Origin of the sequence: Mesorhizobium sp. M1399, assembly GCF_040317735.1 — a bacterium.
Lineage (GTDB): Bacteria > Pseudomonadota > Alphaproteobacteria > Rhizobiales > Rhizobiaceae > Mesorhizobium.
In genome coordinates this window covers 328663-345883 of sequence record NZ_JAMYKZ010000002.1, presented here as the reverse complement: position 1 = coordinate 345883, position 17221 = coordinate 328663, and the positions used below count along the sequence as shown (strand labels likewise).

Below are 17221 nucleotides of genomic sequence, written 5' to 3'. Positions count from 1 at the left end.
GCGGCGCCGGTCAGGCGCCGAGCAACTCTCGCAGAGCCATCCGCTTGTAGGCCGCAACCAGCCTGTCACCCTCTTGCCGGTCGACCGAAATCGCAAGCCGCATTGCGGCCTCGCCCATCTGCCAGATGAGAAATGCCGTCGTTTCCAGCGCTTCCGGATCGGCGGACGGCCGCAACCGCTTCAGCACCGTGGTGAGGAATTCGGCGTTGGCCCGGCTGTCGGCAAGCTCAAGCTCGCGCAATGCTTTGTCGGCCTGTGTCCCCGACCAGATGTCGCGCATCACCGGCTCGGCCAGGAATAACCGGTAGTAGATATCCACCAGCTCCGAAAACGCCTGGCGCAAGCCGTCGGCGTCACTGACGTCGGCAAGTGCCGCCGCGATGCAGGCCTGGCTTTCGGCGGTGTAGCGTTCGGCCAGCGCCCAAATGATTGCCCGCTTGTCCGGGAAGAACTGGTAGAGCGAGCCGATCGACACGCCAGCCCTCTCGGCCACCTCGCCCATGCGCATCGCATCGCTGCCTTGCTCGGCGATCAGCGCCGACGCTGCGGCCAGCATGCGCTCGACCCGCTCGCGGCTACGCTGCTGGCTCGGCGTTCGGCGCGGCGATGCGATCTGGCCATCCTGTGAATCCGATACGGCAGAGCCTTCCATCACTGTCTCCAGGCGAACAATCAACAAATTGGCTTGACTCGCAAAATACGAGGGTTTATCACGTTTGGCAAATGTGAGGATTGCTCACATTTGCAAACTGAGGAAAATCGACATGAACCCTACTGTAACGAAACCAACTTTGATCCTCGGCGGCACCGGCAAGACCGGCCGCCGTCTCGCCGAGCGGCTGACGGCGCGGGGCCTGCCGGTAAAGATCGGCTCGCGCTCGGGTACGCCGCCCTTCGACTGGGAAAATAGCACGACCTGGGAACCCGCACTTGATGGTGTGGGCGCCGTCTACATCAGCTACTATCCTGATCTTGCGGTGCCCGGCGCGGCCGACACGGTCGGCGCCTTCTCTCGTCTTGCCGTGGAGTGTGGTGTGCGTCGGCTGGTACTGCTGTCGGGGCGCGGCGAAACGGAAGCACAGCGCGCCGAAGAGATGCTCAAAGCTTCAGGCGCCGATTGGACGATCCTGCGCTGCGCCTGGTTTTCCCAGAACTTCAGTGAAGGCTTCCTCGTCGAATCTTTGCAGGAGGGCGAGGTGGCGTTGCCGGTCGGCAGTGTGGGCGAACCATTTGTGGATGCCGACGATATCGCGGAGGCCGCCTTTACCGTGCTAACCCAGCAAGGACATGTCGGAGAGCTCTATGAGCTGACCGGGCCGCGGCTGCTGAGCTTTGCCGACGCGGTCGCCGAGATCGGCAGGGCCGCCGGCCGCGACATTCGTTTCAAGCGGGTTTCCCATGCCGAGTTCACCACCGCCATCGCCGAGCACGAGTTGCCGGCCGAGTTCGCCTGGCTGCTCAACGAGCTGTTCACCGAAGTGCTCGACGGCCGCAACGAAACGCTGACCGACGGCGTCCAGCGCGTGCTCGGCCGCGCCCCAAAAGACTTTTCCACCTACGCAACCGAAACCGCCGCCACGGGCATCTGGAGGAACTGACATGATCATGAAACTGCTTCCCACCCTCACCTTCGTCGCTGCCATTGGCTCAGGCGTTGTCGGCGGCGTTTTCTTCGCCTTCTCCAACTTTATCATGCCGGCGCTCGCCCGCTTGCCTGCCGGAGGCGGCATCGCCGCCATGAATTCGATCAACATCACCGTGATTACGCCGGCATTCATGACCGCGCTATTCGGCACCGGGCTGGTCTGTCTTGTGCTTGCCGCCGGCGCTCTTATCGGCTGGAGCCAGCCGGGCGCGTTCTGGCTTCTCGCCGGCGCCCTGATCTATCTCGTCGGCAACCCGATCGTGACGATGATGTTCAACGTGCCGCTCAACAACGCCCTGGCCGCCGTCGATCCGGCAAGCGCCAACGGCGCCGCGGTATGGGCCACTTATCTCAAGGACTGGGTGATGTGGAACCATGTCCGCACCATCACCGCCATCGTGGCGCTGGGCTGTTTTATCTTCGCGTGGCGGTGAATGCCGGGGCAAGAAGACCCTCAGGCAGGGTCCTTCGACTTATGACCCTTGCGATCGGCATGGCCGAGATCGCGATCCGGATCGATGACGTCGCGAACCAGTTGCTTGAGTTTTGCGGCGTCGGGAAAACCGCCGTCACGTTTGCGGTCCCAGACCAGCGTGTCATTGCAGGAAATGGTGAAGATGCCGCCGGTGCCGGGCACCAGCGCCACTTCGCCGAGATCGGTGCCGAAGGTGGACAGCAGCTCCTGCGCCATCCAGCCGGCCCTGAGCAGCCACAGGCACTGCGTGCAATAGGTGATGCGGACTGTAGGCAGCGCGTGTTGGGTCATGCCGCGCTGAGCTTCGCCAAGGTCTCCTCGTCGACCTCGAAATTGGCGTAGACGCTCTGCACGTCGTCGTCATCTTCAAGCGTCGCGACCAGCTTCATCAGCGATTGTGCCCGCTCCTCGTCGACCGCGATATTGGTCTGCGGCTTCCAGATCGGCTTCACCGATTCAGCCTCGCCGAGCGCGCCTTCCAGCGCCTTCGACACCTCGCCGAGATTCTCGAAGGCGCAGTAGATCGTGTGGCCTTCCTCGTCCGACTGGACGTCGTCGGCGCCGGCCTCGATCGCCGCGTCCATCACCTTTTCGGCGCTGCCGGCCGATGCCGGATAGTAGATCTCGCCGATGCGGTCCCACATGAACGACACCGAGCCGGTCTCGCCCATCGCCCCGCCGGCCTTGGTGAAGGCAGCGCGCACATTCGACGCCGAGCGGTTGCGGTTATCGGTCAGCGCCTCGACGATCAGCGCGACGCCGCCCGGCCCATAACCCTCGTAGCGCACGGCCTCGTAGGTCTCGGCATCGCCCATCGACGCCTTGTTGATGGCGCGCTGGATGTTGTCCTTCGGCATCGACACCGCCTTGGCGTTCTGCACCGCAAGGCGCAGGCGAGGGTTCATCGATGGATCGGGCGTGCCGCTCTTGGCGGCGACGGTGATTTCGCGCGCCAGCTTGGAAAACATTTTCGATCGCACCGCATCCTGACGGCCCTTGCGGTGCATGATGTTCTTGAACTGTGAATGGCCAGCCATGGCACTCCTGTCGTCTTCTCGGCTAGAGCATCCGCGGCCTGCTGAACCACCCGGCGCCTTGCAAAATGCTCGAATTCAAAATCTCAGAACGTCCTGCTGCGTCCGGACGGACGTACGGCGCTCTATGTCGGAATGGCCGGCTTATAGATAAATCGGCTCAATTCGTCCAGCCGCGCCGTGGCAGACGACACGCAAGGGCTTGAGACCCGAAAAAGGCAGGCTTCGGCGGCCGTTCACCCCTCCAGATCGGACTTCAGCCGGTCGAGAATGCTGATCGCGTGCGTGGCATACTGGCTGATCCAGCGGTCGTGGATGTGCTTGATCGGCAGCGCGTTGAGATGGTTCCAACGCTCGCGGCCCTCGCGCCGCGCCACGACCAGGTCGGCCTCCTCCAGCACTTTCAGATGCAGCATGATCGTGCAGCGGTCCATGTCGGGGAAGGCATCGCACAACATGCCGGTGGTCTGCGGCGCATCCTTCAGCCGGTCCAGCAACTCACGCCGGCGCGGATGCGCCAGCGCCTTGAAAACATTGTCGTCCTGCGAATGGCTTGACATGTTATGTTTCTATAACATATCGTTGAACCCTTCAAGGAAGGAGCTGTGGATATGTCTCTTGGATTCAGGGTTTCCGGCCGCATTGGCAAGCCGGTCGCCGAAGTCTTCGACGCGGTCGTCAATCCGAAGAAGCTTAGCGGCTATTTCACTACGATCGGCGGCGCCAGCGCGCCGCTGGTGGCTGGTGCCGGTGTTGTCTGGTGGGGCAAGGTCCCCGTCGAGGTCGACGAAGTGATCAAGGACAGCCGCATCGTGCTGCACTGGGACGCCTCCGATGCCGACGGCAAGCCAGCCTACAAGACCCGCATCGAGATGAATTTCGAACCGCTCGATGATGGCGGCACCTTTGTCACCATCGCCGAGACCGGCTGGCGCGAGGACGCGGTCGGCCTGAAGAAGTCCTATCTCAATTGCGAGGGCTGGTCGCAGATGCTGGCCTGCATGAAGGCCTATGTCGAATACGGCATCAATCTGCGCGACGGCTATTACCGCAGCGAGATGAAGGGCGAGCCGGCCAACGAGAACAACATCTGAAAAACCACCAAGATGACGGAGGCCTGCGATGAAGCAAGTGACGCCATTTCTGATGTTCGAGGGCAAGGCCGAAGAGGCAATGACCTTCTATTGCGAGACGATCCCCGACAGCAGCGTCCTTGACGTCACACGTTACGGCTCCGGCGAAGACGGCCCGGAAGGGACGGTCAAGCTGGCGCGCGTGTCCATAAGCGGTCTGGAAGTGATGGTCTACAACAGCCCCGTGCACCATGCCTTCACATTCACGCCGTCGGTCTCGATGTATGTGGATTGCTCCACCGAGGCAGAGCTGAACGGCATTGTCGAGGCCCTGGCCAAGCACGGCAAATTTCTGATGCCGCTGGACAATTATGGTTTCAGCCGCCGGTTTGCATGGCTCAACGACAGGTTCGGAGTCTCCTGGCAAATCAATTTGGCATAGCGGGTTCTGGACCGAACCGGCCAATCGAACCTGAACACGGGAATGGAGCCAGCAAATGACCGCGAAGATCAGCGGCGGCATCAACATCGCCATGAAAGTGCCGCCACATCAATACCAGGCAACGATCGCCTTCTATCGCGACGTCATCGGCCTGAAGCCATTCACGGCCAAGGCGCCCGCTATCGGCTTTGAACTCGGTCCCAGTCGCCTGTGGATCGACGAGGCGCCGATGCTTAGTCAGGCCGAGGTCTGGCTGGAACTGTTCACCGATGATTTTCCAGGCGCGGCGGACCATCTCGCCAGGGCCGGCGTCGTGCGCTGCGACGCCATCGAGGCACTGGGTGAAGGCTTTCGCGGCGGCTGGATCACCAACCCGGCCAACATCATTCACCTCGTGCGCGAACCCGATGCTTGGTGAACCGGGGCGGCGCCGTGGAAAGGAGGACGCTATGGAAATCCGTGAAACACCGACCGCCGAAGCCGGCATGCTGATAAGGCGGCCGGTCGCCGACGCGTTCGAAGCTATCGTTGATCCGGCGATCACGACAAAATTCTGGTTCACCCACGGCAGCGACAGGCTGGACAGCGGCAAGGAAATCCATTGGGAATGGCGCATGTATGGCGTCTCGACGACGGTAACGGTCAGCGAGATCGTGCCGAACGAGAAGATCGTCATGCAATGGAGCGATCCGCCGACCACGGTGGTGTGGACCTTTACCGAGATGCCGGGCGGCACGACCTTTCTCGAGGTCCGCAATTTCGGCTTTGCCGGCAGCCCCGATGAGCAGGTCAAGCAGGCGATCGACTCGACCGGCGGTTTTGCGCTGGTGCTCGCCGGCGCCAAGGCGTGGCTCGAGCAAGGCCTGACGCTTGGCCTGACCGGCGACCGCCATCCGAAGGGTTTGCCGGGGCATTAGGTCAACCGCGGTGGGCCATCCTCAGTGCCCGCCGCCCTTTGCCTTCTTCCGCCGCCGGGCCAGCATGTTGAGCCCTTCGACCAGTGCCGAAAAACCCATGGCAGCGTAGATGTAGCCCTTCGGAACGTGGTAACCCATGCCGTCGGCGATCAGCGTCATGCCGATCATCAGCAGGAAGCCGAGCGCCAGCATGACGATGCTGGGGTTCCTGGCGATGAAATCGGCCAGCGGCCCGGCCGCCAGCATCATCACGCTCACCGCCACGATCACCGCGATGTACATGATCGCGATTTCGTCGGTCATGCCGACCGCGGTGATGATTGAGTCGATCGAGAAGACGAGGTCGAGCAGCAATATCTGGAAGATGGCGCCGGCCAGCGAAAGCTGCAGCGTTTCGCCCATCATCGTGTCCTGGTGATCATCGAGATCGACCGTGTGGTGGATCTCCTTGGTCGCCTTCCAGACGAGGAACAGGCCGCCGGCAATCAGGATCAGGTCGCGCCATGAAAAGCCGTGGCCGAAGGCGGTGAATATCGGCATCGTCAACTGGACGATGATCGAGATGGTGGCCAGCAGGATCAGCCGCATCACCAGCGCGGCGGAGATGCCGAGCCGCCGGGCGCGGGCTCGCTGCGCTACCGGCAATTTGTTGGTCAAAATCGAGATGAAGATCAGATTGTCGATGCCGAGCACGACCTCCAGCACGATCAGCGTCAGCAGCGCGACCCATGCCGTCGGGTCGGAGACAAAGGCGAAATGCGGCGCCAGGAATTCGACTAGCTGCATGGAGGTCGTCCCCTCTACGATCTAGAGCAGTTTCGCCGGCAATTGGGTATTGCAAGCGTCCATATCAATGTCACGACCAGAAGGAAGGAGCCGTTTCCTCCAGCCGCGGGCCGCGGCGAAACGGCGCGATCCGTTCAGTCAGGCCGCTACGGTCGGAAATGTCGACGCCGACGCCGCACAATGTCGCCGGTCCGGTCGACGCCTCGAAACGGCCTTTCGGCACCTTGGACAAAAACCGGTTGAGCGGCTCCTCCTTGTCCATGCCGAGCGAGGAATCGTAATCGCCGCACATGCCGGCATCGGAAATATAACCGGTGCCGCCATTGAGGATCTGGTGATCGCCGGTCGGCTGATGCGTGTGGGTGCCGACAACAAGGCTGGCACGGCCGTCGACGAAATGGGCGAAGCACATTTTTTCCGAGGTCGCCTCGGCATGGAAATCGATGACGATCGCATCGGCCTGCTCGCCAAGCGGACAAGCGGCAAGTTCGCGCTCGCCGGCCTGGAATGGATCGTCGAGCTCGGGATGCATGAACACCCGGCCCATGATGTTGGCGACCAGCACGCGCGCGCCGTTCCTGGCGATGTAGACGCCCGAGCCGCGCCCCGGCGTGCCTTTCGGGAAATTGGACGGACGCAGGAAGCGTTCCTCGCGCGGCGCGAAAATCAGCGCATCGCGCTGGTCCCAGACATGGTTGCCGGTGGTGACGACATCGGCGCCGGCCGAGATCGTCTCGCGAAAAATCTCCTCGGTGATGCCGAAGCCGCCGGCGGCGTTCTCGCCATTGACGATGACGAAGTCGAGTTTGAAATCCGAGATCAGGCCGGGCAGTTGTTCCCACACCGCCGTACGTCCTGTCTTGCCGACCATGTCGCCGAGGAAGAGAAGTCTCATATAAGCGTGATCCCGAACCGAAGGTCAGCGAAGCAAAAAGCTGCATGACTTTCGGAAAAGACCATGCGTCCAGGAACTTATCTACAATTTCGGCGCGAACAGGCGCAACCCGCTCTCGGTGAGTATTTCCGGAATGATCACGTCATGCGGCTCGTCCGGCACCTGGGCCACCTCCTGGCAGTCGAAGGCAATGCCGATCAGCCGCAGCTGCTGCCCCTTGTCGGCCAGCCGCGCGATCGCCCGGTCGTAATAGCCGGCGCCGTAACCGATGCGGTGGCCGCGCGCATCGAAGGCGGCAAGCGGCACCAGCATCACCTGCGGATCGAGTACCTCGGCTTCCTCATGCGGCCCGACGGTGCCGAAGCCCATGTCGATCATTGGCGCGCCGCGCACCAGTTCGCGAAAAACGATGGTGGTCTTGTCGAGAATGGCCGGCAGGCAGAGCCTCGCGCCCTTCTCGCGCAAGGCAAACATCAGCGGCCGGACGTCGACTTCCGAGCGCATCGGCCAGAAGCCTGAGACGATCTGGCCCGGCTCGACGGTGATCTGGTCGCGCGCCGTCTCGGCCATTTCGAGTGCTGCCTCCACACGCCAGAACGGATCGAGCGCATCGCGGCGCCCGAGGGCTTGGTTGCGAAGATTTTTTTTCAGGTCTTTTGAGGAGGTCATGGAGCCAGGATAGAAAAAGTCGGATCTGGACGGGGTTTTGGGAGCGACGTTTCCTACCGCATGGCCCACTGAAATGTGAGTGACGATCCACACAACCGGTGGAGAGAGCGATCCCGGGAACCTACAAAGTAGGTGGGCGCCGTATGAGAAAACCCACGGGTCTTCCCAGGGACAGCTCCCTAGGGATCATTAAGGCCCCGGGGAAAATGTTCTCCTGCCGGGAAGCGCAGACCGTCCCCGCCAATATAGGCAGACGGCAGGCCCAGCGCCAGAGAGACGACACGCTTCGAGTCTTAAATCGACGCAGAACCCCTCAACGAGGTCAGCGCCGGCAAAATCCCCGCTTCGCCAGCAGCGCCTTGCACACCGAAGGCCGCGTCCTTAGGGTCGCGCGATGAACCCGGGAGCAAAAATGCGTTTCGAAGGCACGGCAGCCTATGTTGCCGACAAGGATCTGATGGTGGCGGTCAACGCGGCGATCGCGCTGGAGCGGCCGTTGCTGGTCAAGGGCGAGCCCGGCACCGGCAAGACCGAACTTGCCCGCCAGGTGGCGGCAGCGCTCGGTCTGGATCTGATCGAATGGCACGTCAAATCGACCACGCGGGCGCAGCAGGGTCTCTATGAATACGATGCCGTCTCGCGGCTGCGCGACAGCCAGCTCGGCGACGAGCGCTTCAACGACATTCGCAATTACATCAAGCGCGGCAAATTATGGAATGCCTTTGCCGCCGGCAAGAAAGTCGTGCTTCTGATCGACGAGATCGACAAGGCCGATATCGAGTTCCCCAACGATCTGTTGCAGGAATTGGATAGGATGGAGTTCTTCGTCTACGAGACCGGCGAGACCATCCGCGCCACCGTCCGGCCGATCGTCATCATCACCTCCAACAACGAGAAGGAATTGCCGGACGCCTTCCTGCGCCGCTGCTTCTTCCACTACATCCGCTTCCCCGACGTCGACACTTTGCACAAAATCGTCGACGTGCATTATCCCGGCATCAAGCAGAAACTGGTGCGAGCGGCATTGACCCAGTTCTATGAGATCCGCGATGTGCCCGGCCTGAAGAAGAAGCCGTCGACCTCCGAGGCACTCGACTGGATCCGCCTGCTGGTCGCCGACGACATCGCGCCCGAGGACCTGCGCGCCGACCCGAAGAATGCGTTGCCGAAACTGCATGGCGCGTTGCTGAAGAACGAACAGGACGTGCATCTGTTCGAGCGCCTGGCCTTCATGGCGAGACGGCAGGGGTGAGGGGCTGGTCAGTCGGAAGCCGACGAAAGCCCTCGGACAGCGGTTTCCCGTCGCTGGACCGTTGCCCTTGGTCAGGGACGGAGGCAGCTTCGGGTTGCCGAGTTCAGAGGGAAATGAAATGACCGAGATCACCGTCCGCCCATTGGCGCAATCCGACCATGCCGATTGGCGGCGTCTGTGGACCGCCTATCTCACCTTCTACGAAACCAAGTTGCCGGAAGCGGTTTACGCCGTCACCTGGAAGCGGCTGTTCACGGCGGGCGAGTTCGAGCCGAAAGGCTTCATCGCCACCCTCGACGGCAAGGCCGTCGGCCTGACGCACTATCTCTACCATCGCTCCTGCTGGTCGGAGATAAACAACTGCTATCTGCAGGACCTGTTTGCCGACCCCGATGTGCGCGGCAAGGGCGTCGGCGCCGCCCTGATCGAAGCGGTCAGGCAGGAAGCCGGCAAGATCGGCGTCAAGAACGTCTACTGGATGACGCACGAGACCAACACCACCGCACGCAAGCTCTACGACCATGTGGCGCGCAGGACCGGCTTCATCGAGTATGATCTGCTGTAGACCGTGAGATGTTCATCCCCTTCTTCCTCGAACTGAAGGCAGCGCGGGTTCCGGTCTCGCTCCGCGAATATCTGTCGCTGCTGGAGGGGCTGGAGGCCGGGCTGGTCGACTATGATGTTGAGGGCTTTTACTATCTCGCCCGCGCCGCTCTGGTGAAGGACGAGCGCCACATCGACCGCTTCGACCAGGTCTTTTCGCACATCTTCAAAGGTGTCGAGGCGCGGGCTGGCGAAAACCCGGTCGATGTCGCAAACATCCCGGAGGAATGGCTGCGGAGGCTCGCCGAAAAGCACCTGACCGATGAGGAGAAGAAGCTGGTCGAGGCGCTGGGCGGCTTCGAAAAGCTGATGGCGAGGCTGAAGAAGCGGCTGGAGGAGCAAAAGGGCCGACATCAGGGCGGTTCGAAATGGATCGGCACCGGCGGCACCTCGCCCTTCGGCGCCTATGGCTACAATCCCGAAGGCGTGCGCATCGGCCAGCACGAAAGCCGCAACCGCCGCGCGGTAAAAGTCTGGGACAAACGCGAGTTCAGGAACTTCGACGATGCCGTCGAGCTCGGCACCCGCAACATCAAGGTCGCGCTGAAGCGCTTGCGCCGCTGGGTGCGCGAAGGCGCCGAAGAGGAATTCGACCTGCCAGGGACCATCCACGCCACCGCCGAGCACGGATATCTCGACGTTAAGACACAACCCGAACGTCGCAATGCGGTCAAGCTGCTGATGTTCTTCGATGTCGGCGGCTCGATGGACGACCACATCAGGAGCGTCGAGGAGCTATTTTCGGCTGCCCGCGCCGAATTCCGCCAGCTCGAATATTTCTATTTCCACAACTGCCTCTACGAGGGCGTGTGGAAGGACAATCGCCGCCGCCATGCCGAGGTGATTCCGACCTTCGATCTCCTGCATAAATATGGCCCCGACTACAAGGTGATCGTCGTCGGCGACGCCTCGATGAGCCCCTACGAGATCGCCCATCCCGGCGGCTCGGTCGAGCACTGGAACAAGGAGGCCGGCGCCGTCTGGCTTGGGCGGTTGCTGCAGCAATGGCCAAATGCCATATGGCTCAACCCGGAAGCCGAGAAGAACTGGGGTTTTACCCATTCGATTGCCATGATCCGCGATATTTTTGACGGCCGCATGTTTCCACTGACGCTCGCCGGCCTCGAAGCCGCGACGAAGCAACTTTCAAGGAAGCACTGAATGGATCCACGCAAAACAGGAAGGTCGACCTGTTTCCTTTGCCTGCAATGCGGTGTCCAGTTCGCGGCGACAGCGACGCCGCCGCGACATTGCCCGATCTGCGAGGACGAGCGGCAATATGTGCGTTGGGAGGGCCAGGCCTGGACCACGCCGGAAGAGCTCGCCGCCGGCCATCGGCTCGTGATGAGAGACGACGCCGGCGTGCTCGCCTTCGGCATCGAGCCGCGCTTCGCCATCGGCCAGCGGGCATTGCTGGCGCAAACGCCGCACGGCAATGTGCTGTGGGACTGCATTTCGATGGTCAGCGACGAGGCGGTGGCCGAGATCAACCGCCGGGGCGGCCTCGCCGCGATCGCCATTTCCCACTGCCATTATTATTCGGCAATGGTCGAGTGGAGCGAGGCGTTTGGCGGCGTGCCGATTTATCTGCACGCCGATGATTGTCAGTGGATCATGCGGCCGCATCCGGCGATCATCAGCTGGCAAGGCGAGACGCGCGCCATAAACCCGTCGCTGACGCTCATCCGCTGCGGCGGCCACTTTGCCGGTGGCCAGGTGCTGCACTGGAAGCGCGACGGCGGCAATGCCATCCTGGCCGGCGACATCGTGCAGGTGACGCCGACTCGCCGCCATCTCAGCTTCATGTACAGCTACCCGAACTACATCCCGCTCAACGCTTCGAAAGTGCTCGGCATCAAGGCCGCGCTGGAGCCTTTCGCGTTCGACCATATCTATGGCGCGTGGTGGAACCAGAACGTCATCGGAGATGCAAAGGCGGCATTTTCAGCATCGGTTGCGCGCTATCTCGCCGCCATCGCCTGAGGAATTCTTCGCGACAGGATAGAAATACGGGCAAACGCGGTAACAAATCCCTATTTCAGGCGAAGTTGGGAAGGCAACCCAAATAGCGACCTAAGCTAAGAGGAAAAAATGGACAGCCACACCTACCCCGTTACCCGCACCGACGCCGAATGGCGCGCCCGGCTGACGCCTGAGCAATATGCGGTGATGCGCAACCACGGCACCGAGCGGCCGGGAAGCTGCGCCCTGCTGCACGAGAAGCGCGCCGGCACCTTCTCCTGCGTCGGCTGCGACCAACCCTTGTTTGAATCCAAGCTGAAATTCGAGAGCGGCACCGGCTGGCCGAGCTTCAACGACCCGGTGCCGGGTTCGCTCGAGACTACTGTCGACCGCAGCTACGGCATGGTCCGCACCGAATGCCATTGCGCCCGCTGCGGCAGCCATCTCGGCCACGTCTTCGAGGACGGCCCGCCGCCGACCGGCCTGCGCTATTGCATCAACGGCGTGGCGCTCAAATTCGAGCCGGCCGCCTGATCGTCAGGCCACGACCACCAGGATCAGCCACAACGTGGCGCCAAGCGTCATCAGCGAGGCCTTGGCGCCACTTGATTTTCCGGCAGTTCGCCAAACGGCAAAAGTCAGGAAGATGTTGTAGGGCACCGGCGCGAAATGCACCGCCAGAACCAGCGCAAGCGGCAACTTCAGCCCGAGCAGAATGAGCGCCGCCACCGATGACGCGACGTTGATCGCTGTGCCGACAACGACCAGGTCGCGCCAGAACAGCCGATCGAGCGGCACGCCGCCGAGCCAGCGTGAGCGGAAGAAGGCGGCAACGCGCGACATGATCGTCATCGATCGACCGGCTCCTCGCTCTGCTCACCAGCGCAACCCTTCCACAAGGATTGCGTCTGGAAACCCTGCTTTATTCCTGACCCAGAACTTCGGCAATCGCGCGCTCGAAACGCGAGGCTTCCGTCACCAGCCAGTCGGTCATCGCCGGCCAATTGTCTTCGGCAAAACAATTCACCCGCCACATCGAATTGATGCCGAGGCCGTCGCAACTTTGTTCTGGCCTGAGCTTCAGCCTGTCTTCGATGGCCGGCTGGAACGGCTTCAGCCGCGACCAGGCTTGCGTGGCACCGAACTTCTCGTTGCGGCCGAAGAAGACGCCGACATGATTCTGCGCAGGCGCGACGTACATGGAAAGGACCAATGCGAAGTCGGGCAGCCCACGCTGCCAGAACCACGGTCCACGCCTCGCCAGCAGAGCCCTTTCATCCGGATGCCGTTCCGCGAACAGCGTCCAGAAGCTGCGTTGGCGGAATTCAGAGGCGCGGCGGGCGCCAAAATCGAATTCGCTCATGTTCGAACCGTTGAGGGGCGCCGCAACCGGCGCCCAAGGCTATTACCGGCCTACACCATTCCAAGCGCGGCCTTGTACAGATCGAGGATGGACTCCTCTTCCTGCCGCTCGGCCTGGTCCTTCTTGCGCAGCCGGATGATCGACCGCATCGCCTTAGTGTCGAAGCCGGTGCCCTTGGCCTCGGCGAACACTTCCTTGATGTCGTCGGCAATCGTCTTCTTCTCTTCCTCGAGCCGCTCGATACGCTCGATGAAGGCGCGCAACTGGCCGGCGGCAACAGTCTGGCTGGTCTCGGTGATGTCGTCGGCCATATTCTTCTCTCCGCGTCGTTTTCTCACCGCGACTCGGGGTGACCCGAGCGGCGAATTGCAGCGGTTCGATGCCCGACCGGGCGCGGCGGGTCAAGGTGCTATCGATGCGGCATGAAGGGCTGCTGCCAGGCGCCGACAAGGCTGTCTGATGCCGGCCTATTTCACCCGAATGCGATCAGCAGATCCTTGGCATCAATCTGGTCGCCGGCCTTGACGAGCACCTCGGCGATGGTGCCGTCGCGCTCGGCATGCAGCGCCGTTTCCATCTTCATCGCTTCGATCGACAGCAGCACGTCGCCGGCCTTCACCGCCTGGCCGGCAGCGACCGCAAGCGCCGAGACGACGCCGGGCATCGGCGCGCCGACATGCGCCTCATTGCCCGGCTCCGCCTTGCGCCGTGCCTTGGCAGCGGACGCGCCATGCGCCCGGTCCGGTACCTTCACGCGGCGCGGCTGGCCGTTGAGCTCGAAGAACACGGTGACCATGCCCTTTTCGTCGACATCGCCCATGGCAAGGCAGCGCACCACCAGCGTCTTGCCTTTCTCGATGTCGACGAAAATCTCGTCTTCCGGCTTCATGCCGTAGAAATAGGTCGGTGTCGGCAGCACGCTGACCGGGCCGTAGGTCTCCTGCGCGGCGGCGAAATCCGAAAACACCTTCGGATACATCAGCCACGACGCGAACTCGAACTCACTGAGCTTGCGCTCGAGCTTTTCCTCGACCTCCCTGCGGCTGGCCGTGAGGTCCGCCGCCTTGAGCAGCGAACCCGGCCGCACCGTGATCGGCTTTTCGCCCTTCAGCACCTTCTTCTGCAATGGCTTTGGCCAGCCGCCCGGCGACTGGCCGAGGTCGCCGCGCAACATCGACACCACAGAATCCGGGAAGGCGATGTCCCGCGCCGGATTCTCGACGTCGGCGACGGTCAGGTCCTGGCTGACCATCATCAGCGCCATGTCGCCGACGACCTTGGACGACGGCGTCACCTTGACGATATCGCCGAACATCAGATTGACGTCGTGATAGGTCTGCGCCACTTCGTGCCAGCGCGTCTCCAGCCCAAGCGAGCGCGCCTGTTCCTTGAGGTTGGTGAACTGCCCGCCAGGCATTTCGTGCAGATAGACCTCCGATGCTGGCCCCTTCAGGTCGCTTTCGAAGGCGGCGTACTGGTTGCGCACCGCCTCCCAGTAGAACGAGATATTCCTGATCCATTGCGGGTCGAGGCCCGGATCGCGCTCGGTGCCCTTCAGCGCCTCGACGATCGAACCCAGGCATGGCTGCGAGGTGTTGCCAGATAGCGAATCCATCGCCGCGTCGATGCCGTCGACACCGCTCTCCACCGCTGCCAGCACGGTGGCCGCCGACAGGCCGGATGTGTCGTGCGTGTGGAAGTGGATCGGCAGGTCTGTCGCCTCGCGCAGTGCCTTGAACAGCACGCGGGCAGCACTCGGCTTTAGAAGCCCCGCCATGTCCTTGACGGCAATGATATGGGCGCCCGCCGCCTGCAATTCGCTGGCCAGGCCGACATAGTATTTCAGATCGTATTTCGCCCGCGCCGGATCGAGTATGTCGCCGGTATAGCAGATCGCCGCTTCGATCAGCTTGCCCTCGGCGCCGACCGCATCCATGGCCACACGCATGTTCTCGACCCAGTTCAGGCAGTCGAAGACGCGGAACAGGTCGATGCCGCCAGCAGCGGCCTGGTGGACGAAATGCTGGACGACATTGTCGGGATAGTTAGTATAGCCAACGCCGTTGGCGCCACGCAGAAGCATCTGCAGCAGAAGATTGGGTGCTGCCTCGCGCACCAGCGACAGCCGCTCCCATGGATCTTCGGTGAGGAAGCGCATGGCGACGTCGAATGTTGCGCCGCCCCAGCATTCGAGTGACAAAAGCTGCGGCAGAGCGCGCGCATAGGTGCCGGCGATGCCGGCGATGTCATAGGTGCGCACACGCGTCGCGAGCAAGGATTGATGCCCGTCGCGCATTGTCGTGTCGGTGACCAGCACCTCTTTTTGCTCGCGCATCCACGCCGCGAATTTCTCCGGCCCGAGCACGTCGAGCTTCTGCTTGCTGCCGTCAGGCACATTGCCGTTGAGATATGGCACCACCGGTGGCGCCGCATCTGCTTTTGGCTGCGGCCGGCCGCGCGTCTCGGGATGGCCATTGACCGAAACGTCGGCAAGATAGTTGAGCAGCTTGGTCGCGCGGTCCTGCCGCTTCACGCTGGCGAACAGTTCCGGCGTCGTGTCGATGAACTTGGTGGTGTAGGAATTGTCGGCGAAGCTCCGGTGATTGATGATCGCCTCGAGAAAGGTGAGATTGGTCGCCACGCCCCGGATTCGGAATTCGCGCAACGCCCGGTTCATGCGGGCGATGGTCTCGGCCGGCGTCGGCGCCCACGCCGTCACCTTTTCCAGCAATGGATCGTAGAAGCGGGTGATGACCGCGCCCGAATAGGCGGTGCCTCCATCAAGGCGGATGCCGAAGCCGGTGGCGCCGCGATAGGCGGTGATGCGGCCATAGTCGGGGATGAAATTATGCTCGGGGTCTTCAGTGGTGATGCGGCACTGCAGCGCGTGCCCGTTGAGCCTGATGTCCTTCTGCGTCGGCACGCCCGATTCCGCCGTGCCGATGGCAAAGCCGTCGAGTATGTGGATCTGTGCTTTGACGATGTCGATGCCGGTCACTTGTTCGGTGACGGTGTGCTCGACCTGGATGCGCGGATTGACCTCGATGAAATAGAATTTTCCGGTATCGGCATCCTGCAGGAACTCGACCGTGCCGGCGCCGATATAGCTGGTTTCGCGCGCGATCCTCAGCGCGTAGCCGCAAAGCTCCTCGCGCTGCGACATTTCGAGATAGGGCGCCGGCGCCCGCTCGACCACTTTCTGGTTGCGGCGCTGGATCGAACAATCGCGCTCGAATAGGTGCACGGCGTTGCCATGCGTGTCGCCCAGCACCTGCACCTCGACATGGCGGGCGCGCTCGATCAGCTTCTCGAGATAGACCTCGTCCTTGCCGAAAGCCGCCTTCGCCTCACGCTTGCCTTCCATCACCTCGCGGGCGAGATCGGCCTCGGAGCGGATGGCGCGCATGCCGCGGCCGCCGCCGCCCCAGGACGCCTTGAGCATCACCGGGTACCCGATCGTCCTGGCGAGTTCCTTCACCGCCGCCATGTCGTCCGGCAAGGGATCGGTGGCGGGAATTACCGGCACACCGACTTCGATTGCGAGATTGCGGGCGGCGACCTTGTTGCCCAGCCTGCGCATCGTATCCGGCTTTGGCCCGATGAAGATGATGCCGGCCGTGGCGCAGGCCTCGGCGAATTCCGGGCTCTCCGACAGCAGGCCGTAGCCTGGATGGATGGCATCGGCGCCCGAAAGCCTGGCGACGCGGATAACCTCCTCGATCGACAGATAGCTTTCGATCGGCCCCATATCCCTGGTCAGGTGCGGCCCGCGCCCGACCTGGTAGCTTTCGTCGGCCTTGAAGCGATGCAGGGAGTATTTGTCTTCCTCCGCCCAGATCGCCACGGTTTTGAGGCCGAGTTCATTAGCCGCGCGGAAGACGCGGATGGCAATTTCGGAGCGGTTGGCGACAAGGATCTTCGAGATTGCCAAGGACAGGGCTCCGGACACGGGGAAGGGAACTGCCGGACATGATTAGCGCGAAAATGCTGCAGTGCAAACAAAATCGGGCAGCGGCTAAACCGATTTAAATCAACTCGATGTCGTCAAAACGGAAATGCCCGGCGCAAGCGCCGGGCATCTCCAAAATTATCGTCGTCGACAGGC

At 62.3% G+C, this 17221-nt stretch carries 22 protein-coding genes and 1 other RNA gene; 11 read left to right on the top strand and 12 right to left on the bottom strand.

The annotated features are described in order from the left end of the window. Positions 1 to 10: 10 nt before the first annotated feature. Complete coding sequence (locus NKH05_RS04170) at positions 11 to 652, bottom strand: TetR/AcrR family transcriptional regulator (RefSeq protein ID WP_352480932.1); 642 nt, start codon at positions 650 to 652, stop codon at positions 11 to 13. A gap of 112 nt (positions 653 to 764) precedes the next feature. Here NKH05_RS04170 and NKH05_RS04165 point away from each other — a divergent pair, with 112 nt between their 5' ends. Both NKH05_RS04165 and NKH05_RS04160 read left to right on the top strand, forming a co-directional pair. Then, positions 765 to 1598 (top strand): Rossmann-fold NAD(P)-binding domain-containing protein, encoded by an 834-nt coding sequence (locus tag NKH05_RS04165; protein ID WP_352480933.1) that lies wholly within the window; start codon positions 765 to 767, stop codon positions 1596 to 1598. A 1-nt stretch (position 1599) separates the two neighbouring features. Beyond that, entirely contained in the window at positions 1600 to 2079 is a 480-nt protein-coding gene (locus tag NKH05_RS04160) for an anthrone oxygenase family protein (protein ID WP_352480934.1), read from the top strand. Positions 2080 to 2099: 20 nt separating this feature from the next. Here NKH05_RS04160 and NKH05_RS04155 read toward each other — a convergent pair whose 3' ends face one another. The 3 genes from NKH05_RS04155 to NKH05_RS04145 form a co-directional block, all read right to left on the bottom strand. Beyond that, positions 2100 to 2411, bottom strand: a complete 312-nt coding sequence (locus NKH05_RS04155) for an Rdx family protein (RefSeq protein ID WP_352480935.1) — start codon at positions 2409 to 2411, stop codon at positions 2100 to 2102. Then, on the bottom strand, positions 2408 to 3157 hold the full coding sequence (locus NKH05_RS04150) for a YebC/PmpR family DNA-binding transcriptional regulator (RefSeq protein WP_352480936.1): 750 nt from the start codon (positions 3155 to 3157) through the stop codon (positions 2408 to 2410). The genes NKH05_RS04155 and NKH05_RS04150 overlap by 4 nt, the downstream gene beginning before the upstream one ends. A gap of 233 nt (positions 3158 to 3390) precedes the next feature. Beyond that, complete coding sequence (locus NKH05_RS04145; protein WP_352480937.1) at positions 3391 to 3714, bottom strand: ArsR/SmtB family transcription factor; 324 nt, start codon at positions 3712 to 3714, stop codon at positions 3391 to 3393. Between the two features lie 51 nt (positions 3715 to 3765). Here NKH05_RS04145 and NKH05_RS04140 point away from each other — a divergent pair, with 51 nt between their 5' ends. From NKH05_RS04140 to NKH05_RS04125, 4 genes are read left to right on the top strand one after another with little or no spacing between them, the layout of a single operon-like run. Continuing rightward, the gene (locus tag NKH05_RS04140) at positions 3766 to 4248 is read left to right on the top strand and encodes an SRPBCC domain-containing protein (protein WP_023719640.1); all 483 of its coding nucleotides are present in this window, start codon (positions 3766 to 3768) and stop codon (positions 4246 to 4248) included. Positions 4249 to 4276: 28 nt separating this feature from the next. Next, on the top strand, positions 4277 to 4669 hold the full coding sequence (locus NKH05_RS04135; protein WP_023719641.1) for a VOC family protein: 393 nt from the start codon (positions 4277 to 4279) through the stop codon (positions 4667 to 4669). A gap of 55 nt (positions 4670 to 4724) precedes the next feature. After that, positions 4725 to 5087: a VOC family protein gene (locus NKH05_RS04130; RefSeq protein ID WP_023719642.1), complete on the top strand. Its 363-nt coding sequence runs from the start codon at positions 4725 to 4727 to the stop codon at positions 5085 to 5087. A gap of 31 nt (positions 5088 to 5118) precedes the next feature. Then, complete coding sequence (locus tag NKH05_RS04125) at positions 5119 to 5586, top strand: SRPBCC family protein (protein WP_023719643.1); 468 nt, start codon at positions 5119 to 5121, stop codon at positions 5584 to 5586. Positions 5587 to 5607: 21 nt separating this feature from the next. Here NKH05_RS04125 and NKH05_RS04120 read toward each other — a convergent pair whose 3' ends face one another. The 4 genes from NKH05_RS04120 to ssrS form a co-directional block, all read right to left on the bottom strand. After that, complete coding sequence (locus NKH05_RS04120; RefSeq protein ID WP_352494148.1) at positions 5608 to 6372, bottom strand: TerC family protein; 765 nt, start codon at positions 6370 to 6372, stop codon at positions 5608 to 5610. Positions 6373 to 6442: 70 nt separating this feature from the next. Further along, positions 6443 to 7267 carry a TIGR00282 family metallophosphoesterase gene (locus tag NKH05_RS04115; protein WP_023678036.1) on the bottom strand — a complete coding sequence of 275 codons (825 nt, stop codon included), beginning with the start codon at positions 7265 to 7267 and terminating at the stop codon, positions 6443 to 6445. 81 nt (positions 7268 to 7348) lie between these two features. Beyond that, positions 7349 to 7936 carry a 5-formyltetrahydrofolate cyclo-ligase gene (locus NKH05_RS04110; protein WP_352787922.1) on the bottom strand — a complete coding sequence of 196 codons (588 nt, stop codon included), beginning with the start codon at positions 7934 to 7936 and terminating at the stop codon, positions 7349 to 7351. A gap of 80 nt (positions 7937 to 8016) precedes the next feature. Further along, positions 8017 to 8172, bottom strand: a non-coding RNA gene (ssrS, locus tag NKH05_RS04105) — 6S RNA. Between the two features lie 176 nt (positions 8173 to 8348). Here ssrS and NKH05_RS04100 point away from each other — a divergent pair. The 5 genes from NKH05_RS04100 to msrB all read left to right on the top strand — a co-directional run bounded on the left by NKH05_RS04100 (position 8349) and on the right by msrB (position 12287). Then, entirely contained in the window at positions 8349 to 9188 is an 840-nt protein-coding gene (locus NKH05_RS04100) for an AAA family ATPase (RefSeq protein WP_023719646.1), read from the top strand. A gap of 118 nt (positions 9189 to 9306) precedes the next feature. Continuing rightward, the gene (locus NKH05_RS04095) at positions 9307 to 9753 is read left to right on the top strand and encodes a GNAT family N-acetyltransferase (protein ID WP_023719647.1); all 447 of its coding nucleotides are present in this window, start codon (positions 9307 to 9309) and stop codon (positions 9751 to 9753) included. An 8-nt stretch (positions 9754 to 9761) separates the two neighbouring features. Then, the gene (locus tag NKH05_RS04090; RefSeq protein ID WP_023719648.1) at positions 9762 to 10952 is read left to right on the top strand and encodes a vWA domain-containing protein; all 1191 of its coding nucleotides are present in this window, start codon (positions 9762 to 9764) and stop codon (positions 10950 to 10952) included. Continuing rightward, a complete protein-coding gene (locus NKH05_RS04085) occupies positions 10953 to 11774 on the top strand; it encodes an MBL fold metallo-hydrolase (RefSeq protein WP_023719649.1) in 822 nt (273 codons plus the stop codon). A 108-nt stretch (positions 11775 to 11882) separates the two neighbouring features. After that, the gene (gene msrB / locus NKH05_RS04080) at positions 11883 to 12287 is read left to right on the top strand and encodes a peptide-methionine (R)-S-oxide reductase MsrB (RefSeq protein WP_023719650.1); all 405 of its coding nucleotides are present in this window, start codon (positions 11883 to 11885) and stop codon (positions 12285 to 12287) included. Positions 12288 to 12290: 3 nt separating this feature from the next. On the opposite strand, the gene NKH05_RS04075 is transcribed toward msrB, so the two are convergent. The 4 genes from NKH05_RS04075 to pyc all read right to left on the bottom strand — a co-directional run bounded on the left by NKH05_RS04075 (position 12291) and on the right by pyc (position 17047). Beyond that, positions 12291 to 12605, bottom strand: coding sequence for a hypothetical protein (locus NKH05_RS04075; RefSeq protein ID WP_352480941.1), 315 nt, complete (start codon positions 12603 to 12605; stop codon positions 12291 to 12293). A gap of 70 nt (positions 12606 to 12675) precedes the next feature. Continuing rightward, positions 12676 to 13116: a hypothetical protein gene (locus tag NKH05_RS04070; protein WP_023719652.1), complete on the bottom strand. Its 441-nt coding sequence runs from the start codon at positions 13114 to 13116 to the stop codon at positions 12676 to 12678. A 50-nt stretch (positions 13117 to 13166) separates the two neighbouring features. Then, positions 13167 to 13427 (bottom strand): DUF2312 domain-containing protein, encoded by a 261-nt coding sequence (locus NKH05_RS04065; protein ID WP_023719653.1) that lies wholly within the window; start codon positions 13425 to 13427, stop codon positions 13167 to 13169. A gap of 161 nt (positions 13428 to 13588) precedes the next feature. Next, on the bottom strand, positions 13589 to 17047 hold the full coding sequence (pyc, locus tag NKH05_RS04060; RefSeq protein ID WP_352717794.1) for a pyruvate carboxylase: 3459 nt from the start codon (positions 17045 to 17047) through the stop codon (positions 13589 to 13591). Positions 17048 to 17221 lie beyond the last annotated feature (174 nt).

Bases quoted from the DNA above. Each gene is read 5' to 3' on its own strand.
- msrB (WP_023719650.1), top strand. From the start codon at position 11,883: ATGGACAGCCACACCTACCCCGTTACCCGCACCGACGCCGAATGGCGC.
- NKH05_RS04065 (WP_023719653.1), bottom strand. From the start codon at position 13,427: ATGGCCGACGACATCACCGAGACCAGCCAGACTGTTGCCGCCGGCCAG.
- NKH05_RS04150 (WP_352480936.1), bottom strand. From the start codon at position 3,157: ATGGCTGGCCATTCACAGTTCAAGAACATCATGCACCGCAAGGGCCGT.
- NKH05_RS04070 (WP_023719652.1), bottom strand. From the start codon at position 13,116: ATGAGCGAATTCGATTTTGGCGCCCGCCGCGCCTCTGAATTCCGCCAA.
- NKH05_RS04085 (WP_023719649.1), top strand. From the start codon at position 10,953: ATGGATCCACGCAAAACAGGAAGGTCGACCTGTTTCCTTTGCCTGCAA.
- NKH05_RS04110 (WP_352787922.1), bottom strand. From the start codon at position 7,936: ATGACCTCCTCAAAAGACCTGAAAAAAAATCTTCGCAACCAAGCCCTC.
- NKH05_RS04170 (WP_352480932.1), bottom strand. From the start codon at position 652: ATGGAAGGCTCTGCCGTATCGGATTCACAGGATGGCCAGATCGCATCG.
- NKH05_RS04145 (WP_352480937.1), bottom strand. From the start codon at position 3,714: ATGTCAAGCCATTCGCAGGACGACAATGTTTTCAAGGCGCTGGCGCAT.
- NKH05_RS04155 (WP_352480935.1), bottom strand. From the start codon at position 2,411: ATGACCCAACACGCGCTGCCTACAGTCCGCATCACCTATTGCACGCAG.
- NKH05_RS04120 (WP_352494148.1), bottom strand. From the start codon at position 6,372: ATGCAGCTAGTCGAATTCCTGGCGCCGCATTTCGCCTTTGTCTCCGAC.
- NKH05_RS04100 (WP_023719646.1), top strand. From the start codon at position 8,349: ATGCGTTTCGAAGGCACGGCAGCCTATGTTGCCGACAAGGATCTGATG.
- NKH05_RS04125 (WP_023719643.1), top strand. From the start codon at position 5,119: ATGGAAATCCGTGAAACACCGACCGCCGAAGCCGGCATGCTGATAAGG.
- NKH05_RS04165 (WP_352480933.1), top strand. From the start codon at position 765: ATGAACCCTACTGTAACGAAACCAACTTTGATCCTCGGCGGCACCGGC.
- NKH05_RS04140 (WP_023719640.1), top strand. From the start codon at position 3,766: ATGTCTCTTGGATTCAGGGTTTCCGGCCGCATTGGCAAGCCGGTCGCC.
- NKH05_RS04095 (WP_023719647.1), top strand. From the start codon at position 9,307: ATGACCGAGATCACCGTCCGCCCATTGGCGCAATCCGACCATGCCGAT.
- NKH05_RS04135 (WP_023719641.1), top strand. From the start codon at position 4,277: ATGAAGCAAGTGACGCCATTTCTGATGTTCGAGGGCAAGGCCGAAGAG.
- NKH05_RS04090 (WP_023719648.1), top strand. From the start codon at position 9,762: ATGTTCATCCCCTTCTTCCTCGAACTGAAGGCAGCGCGGGTTCCGGTC.
- NKH05_RS04075 (WP_352480941.1), bottom strand. From the start codon at position 12,605: ATGACGATCATGTCGCGCGTTGCCGCCTTCTTCCGCTCACGCTGGCTC.
- NKH05_RS04115 (WP_023678036.1), bottom strand. From the start codon at position 7,267: ATGAGACTTCTCTTCCTCGGCGACATGGTCGGCAAGACAGGACGTACG.
- NKH05_RS04130 (WP_023719642.1), top strand. From the start codon at position 4,725: ATGACCGCGAAGATCAGCGGCGGCATCAACATCGCCATGAAAGTGCCG.
- NKH05_RS04160 (WP_352480934.1), top strand. From the start codon at position 1,600: ATGATCATGAAACTGCTTCCCACCCTCACCTTCGTCGCTGCCATTGGC.